We start from the raw sequence: 15,344 nt of genomic DNA, 5'->3' as shown, positions 1-15,344 counted from the left end.
GACACAGGAATCATGAAACTTGTTGTCGGACTCGGTAATCCCGGTTCCAAGTATGAGCGGACGCGTCACAACATCGGCGCGATGGTCGCAGACCATCTCGTCACGACGGCCGGCGAGCGATGGAAGGTGCACAAGCGCTCCGGCGCGATGGTGGCACCCATCACGCTCGCCGGCCAGTCGGTGTTGGTGGCACGTGCACGCACGTACATGAACACCACCGGCCGCGAGATCGGCCCACTCGCGAAGTTCTACTCGATCAACCCGTCGGATCTGATCGCGCTGCACGACGAACTCGACATCGACTTCGGTGCCGTCCGCCTCAAACTCGGTGGCGGCGAAGGCGGCCACAACGGCCTGCGCTCGATCAGCCAGGCACTCGGATCGCGTGACTACTACCGCGTCCGCTTGGGCATTGGTCGCCCGCCCGGCCGCCAGGATCCCGCCGACTTCGTGCTCAAACCCTTTCCGTCGTCGGCACGCGCCGACGTCGAACTACTCATCCAGCACGGCGCCGACGCCACCGAGGCGCTGATCGCCTCGGGTCTCGAGGCAGCGCAGAACGTCGTCCACACCTGGTGATACCGCGATTCGGCGACGCCGCCGCTGACTGAAAAGCGGCACGCACTGCCCGACACCGCAGCATGAGTGCACTCTCGGTGCAACGATGGTCCAATGTCGGACGCCACCCTGAGCCTCATCGTCCTCGGCGTCACGGTCGTGTTGTTCATCATCAACAAGCTGCCGGTCGGCCTCGTCGCCATCGGGTCGGCGCTGGCGCTCTACTTCCTCGGACTCGTGCAGTTCGACGAACTGACCTCGGGTCTCGGTCAGAGCGTCATCGCCTTCATCGCGGCCCTGTTCGTGATCAGCGAGGGACTCGAGGCGTCGGGAATCACCGCATGGCTGGGCAGCGTGCTGGCGCGCGTCGCAGGTCGCACACGCACCAGGGTGGTTGCCGCCATCATGGTTCTCGCCGCGGCATTGAGTCCACTCATCACGATCAACGGCGCAGCGGCAGCGTTGGTCCCGGTCAGCGTCGCCGTCGCGCGGCGTGCGCATCTGTCACCGTCGCGCGTACTGCTCCCTCTCGCGTTCGCCGCGAGCGCCGGTTCACTGCTCACGCTGAGCGGCAGTCCGGTCAACGTCATCATCGACGAAGCCGCCACCGAGCAAACCGGTTCCTCGATCGGCTACTTCGGCTTCTCCCTCATCGGCGTCCCCCTGGTCGTGGTGACGCTGGTTGTCATCGCGCTTGTCGGCGACCGGCTGATCCCACGTCGCGAATCACAGTCACTACCAGAGGATTTCAGCAGATACCAGCGCGACGTGGTCGAGCATTACGAATTGTCGGGATTGGCGACGACCGGCGTGCGCACCTTTCGCCTGCACGTCGAAGCAGCGTCGACGCTCGTCGGGAAGACTGTCCGCGCCGCCATTACCGACGACGCGATCGACACGGTCGCCGCACAGTCCGAACGTGGCCGCGTACTCAGTTCGACGCATAAGCTCGAACCGTCGGACGTACTCGTCGTCTCCGGCGTGGGCACCGCCGTCGAGACGCTCGCACGGGACACCGACCTCACCGTCGAGGACACCATCGGCAGGCGCATGAGCGGTCGCCACGACAGTCTCATCAACCGCGACAACGGAGTCTGTGAGTTGGTGATCCCGCCGCGCTCGTCGTGGATCGGACGACCGGCGTTCGGCGGAATGGTGCGCGCAGAAGACGGACTGCTCGTGTTGTCGGTGCGCAGGCAGAACGACGACGTCTCGTCCCGCGCGTCGACGCTGCAGGAAGGCGACGCCCTGCTGGTGTACGGACCGTGGGGCGCGCTCGACGCACTGGCCGACGACAAGGACGTTCTGGTGGTCGCGTCGTCGGAAACCGTTCGGCGGCAGACGGTTCCGCTCGGACGGAGTGCTCCACGCGCGGCCGTCATCCTGGTGGCCACCATCGCGCTGCTGGCGAGCGGGGTCGTGCCTCCGGTGGTCGCCGGCCTGCTCGGCGCGGGTGCGATGGTGCTGTTCCGCGTGCTGTCGAGCGAGCAGGCATATCGTGCCGTTCCCTGGGCGACGCTGGTTCTGATCGCCGCGCTGATTCCGATGTCAGCGGCGATCACGAGCAGTGGCGGTGCCGAATTGATCGCACGACCCATCGTCGACCTCGTGTCCGGGCACAGTGCGTATCTTCTGCTCGCCATGCTGTTCGTGCTGACAGCCATGCTCGGACAGTTCATCTCCAACGTCGCCACCGCGCTGATCGTCATTCCGATCGCGCTCGTCGCCGCGGCCGACGTCGGTGTCGACGCCCGTACCGTGCTCATGGTGGTCTGCGTCGCTGCTGCCGCTTCCCTGCTGACGCCGATCGCCACTCCCGCCAACATGATCGTGATGAATCCGGGCGGATACCGCTTCGGCGACTATTGGCGACTGGGGATCGTGCTGATGGTCTGCTGGCTGATCGTCACCGTGACCCTGGTCCCGGTGTTCTGGCCGATCAACGGCTGATACCCCCTCAACCCCTGAGACGCACTCGACGGCCGGGGCGAGGAGGCGCCGTGAGAAGCGGCCTTGTTCGTCACCGGATGTGGCGGGGCCTACACTCTTTTCGGGCGCAGGGCTAACCGCTGCGTGATCCGTTTGTCGAAGGGGAGTACGCGTGACCGTCATCGCCGCCAACACAGGCCATCAGAACGTAGCGATGTTGGGCATCGGCGCGTACCGACCCAGGCGCCTGGTCAGCAACGATGAGGTGTGCGAGGTTCTCGACAGTTCGGATCAGTGGATCTTCGAGCGCAGCGGCATCCGCTATCGCCGGTGGATCAGCGGCGACGAGACCGCGCGGTCGATGGCCGCAGCCGCAGCCGAGCGGGCCATCGAGAACTCCGGGATCGACAAGGGCAAGATCGGTGCGCTGATTCTGGCCACCAACAGCTGGAAGACCAAGATCCCGCACGGCGGCCCGATCGTGGCCTACGACATCGGCCTCAACGGAATTCCCGCCTACGACATCGCCGCGGGATGCGGCGGCTTCGGCTACGCCCTGGGCGTCGCGGCCGACACCGTGCGCGCGGGCTCAGCCGAGTACGTGCTTGTCGTCGGCGTCGAGACGATGTCGGTCGTCATGGAGCCCACCGACCGCAACACCGCATTCATCTTCGGCGACGGCGCCGGCGCGGTCGTCGTCGGACCGAGTGACGACAACGGGATCTCCCCGACCGTCTGGGGTTCCGACGGCGAGAACGCCGAGGCGATCGGCCAGAACTATGACATTCCCGAGTACATGGATCGCGCTCAGGAGTACCAGCACAAGGATCCGGAGACCGAGCCCGTCGGCCGCATGGTGGTCACGATGGAGGGTTCACGCGTCTTCCGATGGGCGGCAATCACCCTGCCCAAGGCGCTGTCGTCGGTGATCGAGCGGTCCGGGATCGGGATCGACGACATCGAGGTGTTCGTGCCCCACCAGGCGAACGCCCGGATCAACGACTTGATGAAGAAGAACCTCGGCTTCCCCGACGACCTGCCGATGGCCAACGACATCGAGAACACCGGCAACACGTCGGCGGCGTCGATCCCGCTCGCGATGGAAGAGATGCTGGCCACCGGCAAGGCCAAGGGCGGACAGACCGCGCTGCTGCTCGGGTTCGGCGCGGGCCTCTCCTACGCCGGGGCTGTCGTGACGCTCCCCCCGGCGCCGAAGGTGAGCAGCTTCGACGACCTGGGGTAGCACCCGCTACGCGTTCTCCTTGCGGAATACCGCTGTGCCCCACCATGTTCCGAGGATCGCCAGCGCGATGGCGGTGAGCAGACCCCACGCGACCGTCGACGTCGCGACGCCTCCGACGAAGCTGCTGCGGACGGCGTCGACGATCCAGCGGAACGGCATGAAATCGCTGGCCCGTTGCAGCCACATCGGTCCGAGCGTCATCGGCAGCAGGATTCCCGACAGCAACAGCACCGGCATCATCACCATGTTGATGACCGGCGCCATGACGTCTTCGCTCTTGGCGGTCAGGGCAAGCGCGTTCGACGCCGCGGCGCACGCTGCGCCGATCAGCAGCGTGATTGCGATGCCGACGATCGCGCCGCTGACGGATCCGCGCATACCCATGGCGTAGCCGAGGAACACCAGGATCAGCGCCTGGACGAACAACTGCAGCACGTCGCGCATCAGCCGACCGGCCAGCAGTGCGGTGCGGCTCGCGGGCGTCACGCGTTCGGCTTCGACGACGCCTTCGCGCCACTCCCCGATCAGACTGAACCCGGCGAACATCGCGCCGAAGAATCCGAGCTGCACGAGGAGTCCTGGCACCAGGAACGTGTAGGCATTGTCGGCGCCGCCGGGGAACTGGTCGACGATGGGTTTGAGCAGCGGGCCGAACAGCAGCAGGTAGAGCACGGGTTGCAGCACGCCGATCAGTACCCAGGCCGGGTTACGCAGATTCATCCGGATCTGTCGACGGAACACGATGGTGGAGTCGCGGAGGAAGTTCATCGGATGGCTCCTTCGTTGTCGAGTTCTTCGAGTGCGGCGTCTTCGCTCGTGGCTTGAGCGTCGCGCAGTGAACGCCCGGTCATCGTGAGGAAGACGTCGTCGAGGGTGGGTCGCAGCACCTCGATGCTGTCGAGCGCGATGCCCGAGGCGTCGAGTTCGCGGAGCAGTCCCGGTATCTCGCGTCCCGCGTGCCGCACGCGGCCGCGCACGTGTCGGCCGTCGGTCTCGACGGAGTTGGCGATGCGTCGTAGACGATCCGCAGCTATGTCGACCTCGGCTGCCAGCTGGATCTCGAGGTCGACGAGGTCGCCCGACACCTGGTCTTTGAGGTTCTGAGCGGTGTCTGCCGCGACGATCTTGCCGTTGTCGATGATGAGGATGCGGTCCGACAGTTCGTCGGCCTCGTCGAGGTAGTGCGTGGTGAGGAAGACCGTGGCGCCACGCTCGGTGCGCAGCCTGCTGATGTGGTCCCAGAGGTTCGCTCTCGCCTGCGGGTCGAGGCCGGTGGTCGGTTCGTCGAGGAAGACCAGCGAGGGATCGTGGATCAATCCCATTGCGATGTCGAGGCGACGCTTCTGACCACCCGACATGTTCTTGGGCTGCCGTTCCCACAGTCCGTCGAGTTGCAGTCGGGAGAACAGTTCGTGCCCGCGTCGAGTGGCGTCGGCGTGCGAGAGTCCGTAGAGCATCCCGTGGTCGACCACCTCGTCGCCCGCCCTGGCCTGGCTGAACGTTCCACCCGCCTGCGACACGTATCCGATACTGCGACGGACCATCACCGACTCGCGCACGACGTCGTATCCGTTGACGGTCGCGGTTCCGGCGGTTGGCCGCAGCAACGTCGTCAACATGCGCAGCGTGGTCGTCTTCCCCGCGCCGTTGGGGCCGAGAAATCCGACCACCTCGCCCTCGTGAATATCGAGGTCGACGCCGTCGACGGCTCGCACCTCGCGTTTGTTCTTGCCTCGCCCCGTCGTGAATGTCTGCACCAGACCTCGCGCTTGGATCATCGTCGGTGTCACAGCTCGTCCCCTCTCTGCGTGAACGTCGAGTGAGCCGCTCACGTCGTGTTCAAGTTTGAATATAAGCCATCTAGTCAAAGTTGACTAGTCACTGGTTTCGTCGCAGAGGTAGTCGTCGGCGGCGTCGGAAACCCGACGGCGCCCACGTCGTGGCTCTCTCTGCGTGTACTGACCACCTGCTCGTCGATGATTCATCGAAATGCGGACAACCCCCGCCCTCGATTCGGAATCCGCGTCGACGCATTACTGTCAGGTCATGGCTTCCACGCCACCGATCCCACCGACGACGCCGCTACTCCTACTCGGCGTCGTCGGCATCTTCGGGCCGGTCAACGGCTATCAAATCCGGCGCGAACTGCTGTCGTGGCAGGTCGACAAGTGGGCCAACGTCAATCCGGGCTCGATCTACTACGCCCTCGGAAAGCTCAGCGACTCAGGCGATCTCACACGACGCGAGGTCTCCGACGGCTCGCGTGAGGTCAGCGTCTACGAGATCACCGAGTCGGGTCGGGTCAGGCTGCACAGCATGCTCGAGCACGCGATCATCGGCGTCGACGTCTTCGACCGCAGCGCGTTCCAGGCGGCGTTCAATCTCCTGCCACTCCTCGGCGACGACCACGCGACGACGCTGCTCAAACAGCGTTTGGTGACGCTGCAGGACGTGATGCGCGAATACTCCGCAGCAACCGAACCCGGTGCCAACCCCTACGCTCCGCCGCATGCCATGGAAGGCGCTCGCCTGTGGTTGCGCCTCGCGCAGGCCGAGGCGGACTGGCTCACCGACGTCATCGCCGACGTCCAGAACGGGACGCTGTCGTTTCTGGAGAACGCCGACTGGACGCCACCACCCGACGATCCGGGCCACCAGATGACCGTCGACCGCACCGATTACAGGCGCATTCTGCAGGGTCAGCCCGGCAAAGATGCCCCCTCGCCGCGCATCAGTACTTCCGAGTAGCTCCGCGATGTGAGACGGTCTATGTCGGGTCGCATAACGGAAGGAACCTCATGGCAGAGATCGCGGATACAGCGGGCGTCAACAACATCGGCATGCTCGGCATCGGTGCGTACCGTCCCGAGCAAGTCGTCACCAACGACGAGATCTGCGAGCACATCGATTCCTCCGACGAGTGGATCTACACGCGGACCGGTATCAAGACCCGACGCTTCGCGCGCCGCGACGAGGACGTCGTGGAGATGGGCATCAAGGCCGGACGCACGGCGATCGCCAATGCTCTGCTCTCCGGTTCCGACATCGACGCCGTCATCCTCGCGACCAACACCCATCTGCTCATGACGCCTGCCGGCGCGACGAAGGTCGCCACCGAACTCGGCGCGAACGGTGTTCCCGCGTTCGACGTCACCGTCGGCTGCGCCGGATTCGGTTACGGCATGGCACTCGCCGCCGACATGGTGCGCGGCGGAAGCGCAACGCATGTCCTCGTCATCGGTGCCGAGCAGTTGTCTGTGACCCTCGACATGACCGACCGCACCAACTGCTTCATCTTCGGCGATGGCGCCGGCGCCGTCGTCGTCGGCCCCACCGAGGACCAGCAACTCGGACCGGTCATCTGGGGCAGCGACGGCACCCAGTACGACGCGATCCGCCAGGACATCGACTGGGTGACCTTCCTCGACGGCGACCGGGTGCAGCGGCCCTACGTGCGACTGCACGGCACTGCGGTATTCCGTTGGGCCGCTTTCGAAATGGGCAAGGTGGCACAGCGCGCGCTCGACGCCGCCAAGATCGGCGCCGAAGACCTCGACGTCTTCGTCCCCCATCAGGCCAACACCCGCATCAACGATCTGCTTGCGAAGACGCTACATCTGCCCGAGGGCACCCCGGTGGCCAACGACATCGAATACACCGGCAACACCTCGGCGGCGTCGATCCCGCTGGCCATGGAGGATCTCCTCTCGACCGGCAAGGCCAAGCCGGGCGACACCGCCCTGCTGCTCGGCTACGGCGCGGGACTCAGCTACGCCGCGCAGGTGGTCAAGATGCCGCCGGTGCCGTTCGAGTAGCGTCTGGCCCGACCGTCGGGCAGCGTCGAGCGTTTTGCCCCGACGCTCGCCCGGCTAGTAGCCTCGTCTGGTGAGTTCTGACGCGCGTGAGCTGCGGCTCGAAGCCCAGCGTCGACGTACCTTCGCCATCATCTCCCACCCCGACGCGGGTAAGTCGACGATGACCGAGGCCTTGGCGTTGCACGCGCATGTGATCAGCGAGGCGGGCGCCATCCACGGCAAGGCCGGCCGTAAGTCGACGGTGTCGGACTGGATGGAGATGGAGAAGGCTCGCGGAATCTCCGTCAGCTCCACCGCCCTGCAGTTCAACTACGCACTCGAAGGCACCGACGGCCCCGGCGCGGTCATCAACCTCGTCGACACTCCGGGCCACGCCGACTTCTCCGAGGACACCTACCGAGTGCTCACCGCGGTCGACGCCGCGGTCATGCTCATCGACGCCGCCAAGGGCCTCGAGCCGCAGACGCTCAAACTGTTCCAGGTGTGTCGCCACCGCGGCATCCCGGTCATCACCGTCATCAACAAATGGGACCGCCCCGGTCGCACCCCGTTGGAGCTCATCGACGAGATCAGCGAACGTATCGGTTTGATCCCCACTCCGCTGTTCCTGCCCGTCGGCATCGCAGGCGATTTCCGCGGACTCCTCGACCGCCGCACCGGCGAGTACATCCACTTCACCCGCACCGCCGGTGGAGCCAAGATCGCGCCGGAGGAACTGCTCGATCCCGACGCCGCCCTCGAGCGCGAGGGCGACGCCTGGATCGCGGCCGTCGAAGAGAGTGAACTGCTCTCCGAGATGGGCCAGGATCACGACGAGGAACTCTTCCTCGCAGGCCAGACGTCGCCGATGATCTTCGCCTCGGCGATGCTGAACTTCGGTGTCCGCCAACTGCTCGACGCGCTTGTCGAACTCGCGCCGGCGCCGTCGGGTCGCACCGGGATCGACGGCACCGAACGCGAGGTCACCGACCCGTTCAGCGCCGTCGTGTTCAAGGTCCAGGCAGGCATGGACTCCAGCCACCGAGACCGGTTGGCCTTCATGCGCATCGTGAGCGGCGAGTTCGAACGCGGCATGGTCGTCACCCACGCGCAGACCGGAAAACCGTTCGCCACCAAGTACGCCCACACCGTTGTCGGCCGCGACCGGTCGACGGTCGACACCGCCTACCCCGGCGACGTCGTCGGCCTCGTCAACGCGACGGCGCTCGCGCCGGGCGACACACTCTACGACGGCCCGCGCATCCAGTACCCGCCCATCCCTTCCTTTGCGCCAGAACACTTTTCGACGCTACGCGTCACCACCGCAGACAAGTACAAGCAGTTCCGCAAGGCCATGGATCAGCTCGACAGCGAAGGCGTTGTACAGGTGTTGCGCAACGACACTCGTGGCGACGCGTCGCCCGTACTGGCCGCCGTCGGACCGATGCAGTTCGAGGTGGTCACCGCACGGATGAAGACTGAGTTCAACGTCGACACCGTGATCGAGCCACTCGGGTACAGCCTCGCCCGACGGACCGACGCCGACAGTGCGTCGGAACTCAACCGTCAGCGGGGCGTCGAGGTGTTCACGCGGACCGACGGCGCGATACTCGCACTCTTCAGCGACAAATGGCGACTGCAGTACATCGAGAAAGAACACGGCGACCTGACGCTCGAACCGCTTGTCGCAACGGCTGATTGACCAGGGCGGGCTGACACGACGTGATCGGACGAACGACCGCTGGGCTGTCCGGCCGAACGGTGCGCCTCACGGCACCGTTGGCGATTGCGGCAGCAGGCACATCGATCATGGCGGCGTGCGCCGACTCGACGTCGGTGACGCGCGCGGTGCAGTCGTCGTCGGCAACCCCGACCACTTCGGCTCAGCAAGACCCGGCGCGCTGCGCGGAGAAGGCCCCGTCGGGATCGATCGACCGACAGGGTTATGACCTGAGATTCACCCGCGGACACATTCTGATCTCGCCGCGACCGTTGACGGCATCGCCCGCCCAGGCCGGCGTCGGAGGACAGGTAGGCGCGGCCGGACAGGTGGGGGCGGACGGGCAGGTAGCTGCGTCGGCCAGTCCGACTGCGCAGCAGATGTCTTCCGCCCCAGCATGTTACGAGTTCGCCCGCTGGGGCGAACCGACACCCGATGTCCCACCCGAATCCCTGCTGTTCGTGTTCAAGGGCGACGGCACCGACGGCGCGCAGATCGAATTTCCCGTCGGCGCGCTGACCGGCGAACACCTACCGCCGACCGATGGTCCGCGCCCGCCCGTTGGCCCGCTGACCACGTCGATCACCGCCACCGTCGGGCTGTCGGAGAAGGGCACGTACAGGTCGTCGACGACGTGCACACTGACACTGACCGCGATGTCGTCGAAACGGGCGGCAGGCTCGTTCGACTGCCCTGAAACGATTGTCGCCGAACAGAATCCGCTCGATCCGGATGACGACGTGCCGGTCGACGACGACGGTGCGGCGCCCGCCGCCACACCTGCGCCCGCGGCCGCACCGACGCCAGGTGCGCGGCCCGAGCGCCCGACAAGCCTCACCGGATGGTTCGACCTGCAGCCGTGACCGGCTCAGTCCTCGACGATCGAGGCGACCACAGACTGATCGACAGCGTCGATGGTCGACGGCTCGAACGACGGGCTGCGATCCTTGTCGACGAGCATTGCTCGCACGCCTTCCGAGAAGTCGTTGGTCTTCGTGATCGTTGTCGCCGCATGCAATTCGCGGTCGAAGCACTCGTCGAGCGTCGAATCGCGGCCTGCGTCGAGAAGCGCTGCGGTCACCCACAGGCTCGTCGGCGACGCACCTTCGAGGAGCTCCACCATCTCCGCGGCCCAGTCATCGCCTGCCGCGCCGCGTAACCCACCGAGGATCGCGGCGACGTTGTCGTCGCCGAAGTACTCGCCGATCGTGGCGATCGGGATGTCGGAGGCGGGCAATTCGCTTCTGCCTCCGAGGATGTCGACGAGCGACTCCCCGGCGCGCAGCGCGTCGGCGACGGAGTCCAGCTCGGCCGCGGGCACGAAGTGCGTGGCGAGCCCGAGGTGGACGGCGTCGGCGCCGCGCACGCGTGAACCGGTGAGCCCCAACCACATTCCCACACCACGCTGCAGGCGTGGCAGAAAGTAGGTCGCGCCGACGTCGGGGAAGAAACCGATTGCGGTCTCGGGCATGGCCATCAACGAGTTCTCGGTGACGACGCGGACCTCGCCATGCACGCTGATTCCGAGTCCGCCACCCATCGCGACTCCGTCGATCAGCGCGACATACGCCTTGGGGTAGTGCGCGATCATCTGATCGAGTCGATACTCTGCGGCGAAGTAGTTTCGGATCTCGTCGTACTCACCCGCGACGGCGTGCTCGCGGATCGCCCGGATGTCGCCGCCGGCGCAGAAGGCGCGATCGCTCGCGGAGGTCACCAGCACCGTCTCGATCGAATCGTCGTCACCCCAACGCCCGAGGACATCGTGCATGTCGTCGATCATCGTCTGATCGAGCGCATTGAGTGCCTTGGGGCGGTCGAGAATGATCTCACCGACACCGCCCGCGACCTGAGTTCGGATGAAGGACATGGGTTTCACGGTAGCGCGTCGTCGAACACGGACTCCATCGGCGGGCGAGCGCACCTGTGCACACTCCACAAACACGGTTGGCAAGAGGTCCGTCGGCAGAGTTAAAGTGGATAGGGTTCGCACGGACGTGCGGCACCATTCTCCGAAGAGCACAGGGGTGATCTGACAGACATGAACATCTGAGATTGGCATTCAGCGCGACCGCGTCGATCCGACGCAGTACGCACCCACCAATTTCTCGGAGTTGTTCATGTCCACACCGTCATCCGTCGATCTCGCACCGTCCATCACACTGTCTGACGTTTCGTACAGGTGGCCTGACGGGACATCGGTATTCGACGAGCTCTCGTTCTCCGTTCCCCGCGCCGTGTATTCGCTGGTCGGCGCCAACGGCGCAGGCAAGACGACGCTGCTACGCCTGATCGCGGGCCATCTCGTACCGGCATCGGGAAGCATCACCACCACCGGCGACGTCGCGCTCGTTCCCCAGCACGCCTTCTCCGATACGTCGCTGACCATCGCGTCGGCGTTGGGGATCGAGCCGATCAGGGCCGCGATCAGCGCCATCGAGGCCGGCTCGGTCGACGCAGCGCACTTCGATGTCGTGGGTGACGACTGGGATATCGAAGCGCGTGCGGCCTCCGAGCTGGCGACGCTGGGGCTGCCCACCGACCTCGACAGATCGGTCGGCACACTGTCCGGTGGCGAGGCGACGCTGCTCGCGATCGTCTCGCGGATCGTGCACCGACCGGCGGTGCTGCTGCTCGACGAGCCCACCAACAATCTCGACACCGATTCTCGCGACAAAGTTTTCGAGCTGATCGACAGATTCGCGGGCACCGTCCTCGCCGTCTCCCACGATCTCGAGCTCCTCGAACGCGTCGATACCACGCTCGAGCTGTATCACGGCGACGTGCGGGTGTTCGGTGGCCCGTACTCGTTCTATCGCGAGGTGGTCGATGCGGAACAGACCACAGCGCAGGCCGCAGTTGCCAACGCCGCCAACGATCTTCGCAAGCAGCGTCGGGAGATGGTGAACGCGCAGATCACCCTCGACCGACGTGCGCGGACCGCGGCCAAGGCCGAACCGGAGAAGCGTGTCCCCAAGATCATCGCGCATCTCCGGCGCGACGCCGCAGAGAAGTCTGCCGGACGCTCCCGCAACGAGCACCGCGACGACGTGACCGCCGCCGCCGGACGGCTCGAGTCTGTCCGCGACGACGTACGCTCCGACCGCGGCGCACGGATCACCATGCCGTATGTGGCACTGGGCAGTTCGGCTCAGGTGATCGTCGACGAACGGCTACGGATGGACGGCCCCGAACGCGTGGCACTCACCGGACGCAACGGTTCCGGCAAGACCAGCCTGATCGCCGACCTCATCGACGAGGATCGCATCGTCGTCCCTTATGCGTATGTGCCGCAACAGATCACATTCGACGATCCGTCGCAGACCGTCGTCGAATTCGTCGGTAAGCGGCACCCGGAGGTCGACGGTCAGGATGTGCGAGCGCATCTCGCACGATTCCTGTTCCGCGGCTCACGAGCCGATCGACGCCTCGGCGAGCTTTCCGGCGGCGAACGACTTCGCGTCGCACTGGCGGATGCGCTCCTCGTCGACCCGGATCCCAAGCTCCTCATCATGGACGAGCCGACCAACAACCTCGACATCGACACCGTCGAGGAGTTGGTCACGGCGTTGCGGGACTGGTCGGGCGCACTGCTGCTCGTCTCGCACGACGCGGGTTTCCGCGAAGAGGTGGGAATCGACCGCGAGATCACGCCCAGGTGAAAGTTGCGTGGGATCCACGGGGGCATTTTTGTACCTGTGGATCCCACGCAACTCTCCGTGGATACTGACTTTCGATGAGCACCGACAGCGTTGCCACCGATTCTCCCCACACCACGTCGCGCACACCGATAGTTCTGGTGCACGGATTGCGCGTGAGCGGACAGACCTTTCGGCGCGTGGCCGGCTCGCTCGCCGACCGTGACGTGGTCTGCCCCGATATGCCGGGCCACGGCTCACGCGCCGACGAGACGTTCACATTGGACGGCGCCGTCGCCGCGGTGGTCGACGCGATCGACTCGGTCGGCGGCTCTGCGGTGGTCGTCGGTATGTCGATGGGCGGCTACGTCGCGATGGCGACTGCCGCGGCACACCCGGATCGTGTCGCGGGACTAGGCGTGCTGTGCGCGACCGCGCAGCCAAGTGGGCTGCTCGCCACACCGTTCCGTCTCTTCGGCGCGGCGACCAGTGTGCTTCCGTCCGAAGCTGCCCAGATCAGCAGGGTTCTGACGCGCATCGCCGTTGGCCGCGAGGTGTCCGACGACATGGAGGCCGGCGGCCTCGCACTCCATTCGATTCGCGACGTTGTCGACGCGGTGCTCCACTTCGACGCCCTCGCCTCCGTCGCCGCTTACCCGGGACCGACGCTGTTCGCGAACGGCGCGTGGGACCAGTTCCGGCTGCACGAAAAAAGGTTCGTCGAGACCGCGGCCGACGGACGCCTCGTCGTCGTCCCGCGGGCCATGCACCTGTTCCCGCTGATCCAGCCGGACTACACGGCCGAGCTCATCGACAACTTCGCGGACACGGTCGATTCAGCGGATCGAGCGTCCACTAGCTAATCGAGCCCCACTGCTGATCGAGCCCCAACCGCTGATCGAGCCCCAACCGCTGATCGAGCTTGTCGAGATCACCCACCAACCGACGTCGCCCGGGCCTAGATGTGTGTCGTATCGAAGGATGTGGGTGCTGCAGCACCCACATCCTTCGATACGACACACATTTGGAGCCACGGCTCGCACCACCCGCCCTAGCAGCAGCGGCCCTGCGGGTTGCGGTCCTGGTCGGCGAAGCGTTGTCGCCAGTACTCACGCTCGGTCAGCGGCGTCGACGCCCCGTGGGTCGACGCGTGATGTGCGAGGTAGCGTTCGTAGTCGCGGTCGCCCATCACGCTTCCGACGTACCACCGCACCGATCGCCAGCCGCGGGTGAGAACGTCGATCACGTCGACACCTTCTCGTGTCTGCTCCCCCGACCCGAATCACCGTGGGCCGCATAGTATTCGTCCCATTCCCGCTGGACGGCCTTCTCCGCCCGCGTCGCGAACAACCCACGCGGCCCGAAGATCTTCGACGGGACAGGTTTCTCCTCGGTGGTGGGTAGCCCGCCCGAGCGCAGCGCCTTCACCGCGATCCACATGCCGGCCGCCACCACGATCAGCACCAACACGGCGAAGATGATCGACAGCGTCCCCTGGATGAAGGTGTTGCGGATGACGGCGTCGATCTCCGACGCACTCTTGGCGGTCTTGAACGTGGTGAGTCCGTCGTTCTTCGCGTTCACGAATGCGCGGTGCTGCGCCCAGTAGCCGATGGCCGGGTTCGACGAGAAGATCTTCTGATACGACGCCGTCATGGTGACGATGAGGTCCCATGCCAGCGGTATGCCCGGTATCCACGCCCACTTCCATTGGCCTCGTTTGATCAACACCACCGTCACTACCGTCAGGGCGATGGCGGCGAGCAGCTGGTTGGCTATACCGAACAGTGGGAACAGCGTGTTGATACCACCCAGCGGGTCGGTGACGCCCATCAGGAGAATCGAACCCCATGCGGCACAGACGATCACGGTGCACAGCCATGCGCCGGGTCGCCACGACGGGTCCTTGAAGCGGCGCGCGCCCGGAAGGTTACCGATGCCGTCGGACAGCATGAAGCGGGCGACACGCGTACCTGCGTCCACCGTGGTGAGAATGAACAACGCCTCGAACATGATCGCGAAGTGATACCAGAAGGCGCGCAACGATTCTCCGCCGAACCCACGCTGGAGAGTCTCCGACATTCCCATCGCGAGCGTCGGTGCACCACCGGTCTTGGACACGATCGACTTTTCCTCGACGCCCGCCGCGGCGTCGGCGAAATACTGTGCGTCGACCGGCTTTCCACTCAGTCCTAGACTGTTGACGTAGTCGGCCGCGCCTTGGTTCGTGCCCTGCGTCAGCGCCTTGGGCGCATTCATCCCGAAGTAGAGGTGCTGGTCGAGGATGCACGCGGTGATGAGCGCCATGATCGCGACGAACGACTCGGTGAGCATACCGCCGTAACCGATGATTCGCGCCTGCCCCTCCTTGGCCAACAGTTTGGGTGTCGTGCCCGACGCGATGAGCGCGTGGAACCCCGACAGCGCGCCGCAGGCGATCGTGATGAACAGGAACGGGAACA

The 15,344-nt window shown here is 65.5% G+C and carries 14 protein-coding genes; 9 read left to right on the top strand and 5 right to left on the bottom strand.

Annotated features, from left to right (window positions below):
- The first annotated feature begins 12 nt into the window (after window positions 1-12).
- The 3 genes from pth (at window position 13) to B3T59_RS12035 (ending at window position 3,730) form a co-directional block, all read left to right on the top strand.
- On the top strand, window positions 13-579 hold the full coding sequence (gene pth, locus B3T59_RS12045) for an aminoacyl-tRNA hydrolase (RefSeq protein WP_005207209.1): 567 nt from the start codon (window positions 13-15) through the stop codon (window positions 577-579).
- A 93-nt stretch (window positions 580-672) separates the two neighbouring features.
- Window positions 673-2,508, top strand: coding sequence for an SLC13 family permease (locus B3T59_RS12040; protein WP_287003515.1), 1,836 nt, complete (start codon window positions 673-675; stop codon window positions 2,506-2,508).
- Between the two features lie 151 nt (window positions 2,509-2,659).
- Entirely contained in the window at window positions 2,660-3,730 is a 1,071-nt protein-coding gene (locus B3T59_RS12035; protein ID WP_287003513.1) for a beta-ketoacyl-ACP synthase 3, read from the top strand.
- Between the two features lie 6 nt (window positions 3,731-3,736).
- On the opposite strand, the gene B3T59_RS12030 is transcribed toward B3T59_RS12035, so the two are convergent.
- Window positions 3,737-4,498 (bottom strand): ABC transporter permease, encoded by a 762-nt coding sequence (locus tag B3T59_RS12030; protein WP_064862492.1) that lies wholly within the window; start codon window positions 4,496-4,498, stop codon window positions 3,737-3,739.
- The gene (locus B3T59_RS12025) at window positions 4,495-5,508 is read right to left on the bottom strand and encodes a daunorubicin resistance protein DrrA family ABC transporter ATP-binding protein (protein WP_005207205.1); all 1,014 of its coding nucleotides are present in this window, start codon (window positions 5,506-5,508) and stop codon (window positions 4,495-4,497) included. Before B3T59_RS12025 ends, B3T59_RS12030 begins: the two co-directional genes overlap by 4 nt.
- A 268-nt stretch (window positions 5,509-5,776) precedes the next feature.
- Here B3T59_RS12025 and B3T59_RS12020 point away from each other — a divergent pair, with 268 nt between their 5' ends.
- The 4 genes from B3T59_RS12020 to B3T59_RS12005 all read left to right on the top strand — a co-directional run bounded on the left by B3T59_RS12020 (window position 5,777) and on the right by B3T59_RS12005 (window position 10,107).
- Complete coding sequence (locus B3T59_RS12020) at window positions 5,777-6,478, top strand: PadR family transcriptional regulator (protein ID WP_287003509.1); 702 nt, start codon at window positions 5,777-5,779, stop codon at window positions 6,476-6,478.
- Between the two features lie 50 nt (window positions 6,479-6,528).
- On the top strand, window positions 6,529-7,545 hold the full coding sequence (locus tag B3T59_RS12015) for a beta-ketoacyl-ACP synthase III (protein WP_287003507.1): 1,017 nt from the start codon (window positions 6,529-6,531) through the stop codon (window positions 7,543-7,545).
- 70 nt (window positions 7,546-7,615) lie between these two features.
- Entirely contained in the window at window positions 7,616-9,226 is a 1,611-nt protein-coding gene (locus B3T59_RS12010; protein WP_267625849.1) for a peptide chain release factor 3, read from the top strand.
- Window positions 9,227-9,246: 20 nt separating this feature from the next.
- On the top strand, window positions 9,247-10,107 hold the full coding sequence (locus B3T59_RS12005) for a hypothetical protein (protein WP_245548725.1): 861 nt from the start codon (window positions 9,247-9,249) through the stop codon (window positions 10,105-10,107).
- A gap of 5 nt (window positions 10,108-10,112) precedes the next feature.
- Here the strand turns inward: B3T59_RS12005 and B3T59_RS12000 are convergent, their stop codons facing one another.
- Window positions 10,113-11,114, bottom strand: coding sequence for an enoyl-CoA hydratase/isomerase family protein (locus tag B3T59_RS12000; RefSeq protein ID WP_039856156.1), 1,002 nt, complete (start codon window positions 11,112-11,114; stop codon window positions 10,113-10,115).
- A gap of 250 nt (window positions 11,115-11,364) precedes the next feature.
- Here B3T59_RS12000 and B3T59_RS11995 point away from each other — a divergent pair, with 250 nt between their 5' ends.
- The gene (locus B3T59_RS11995; RefSeq protein WP_287003504.1) at window positions 11,365-12,906 is read left to right on the top strand and encodes an ABC-F family ATP-binding cassette domain-containing protein; all 1,542 of its coding nucleotides are present in this window, start codon (window positions 11,365-11,367) and stop codon (window positions 12,904-12,906) included.
- A gap of 74 nt (window positions 12,907-12,980) precedes the next feature.
- Window positions 12,981-13,745: an alpha/beta fold hydrolase gene (locus B3T59_RS11990; protein ID WP_287003502.1), complete on the top strand. Its 765-nt coding sequence runs from the start codon at window positions 12,981-12,983 to the stop codon at window positions 13,743-13,745.
- A gap of 188 nt (window positions 13,746-13,933) precedes the next feature.
- On the opposite strand, the gene B3T59_RS11985 is transcribed toward B3T59_RS11990, so the two are convergent.
- Both B3T59_RS11985 and B3T59_RS11980 read right to left on the bottom strand, forming a co-directional pair.
- The gene (locus tag B3T59_RS11985; RefSeq protein ID WP_287003501.1) at window positions 13,934-14,128 is read right to left on the bottom strand and encodes a YbdD/YjiX family protein; all 195 of its coding nucleotides are present in this window, start codon (window positions 14,126-14,128) and stop codon (window positions 13,934-13,936) included.
- Window positions 14,125-15,344 (bottom strand): carbon starvation CstA family protein (locus tag B3T59_RS11980; protein ID WP_287003500.1); only part of this gene is annotated, 1,220 nt, incomplete at its 5' end. The genes B3T59_RS11980 and B3T59_RS11985, both read right to left, overlap by 4 nt.

The organism is Gordonia sp. UBA7860 (assembly GCF_002500165.1).
GTDB classification, from domain to species: Bacteria; Actinomycetota; Actinomycetes; order Mycobacteriales; family Mycobacteriaceae; genus Gordonia; species Gordonia sputi.
The sequence above is the reverse complement of the archived record's forward strand: the minus strand, read 5'-3'. Positions and strand labels throughout refer to the sequence as shown.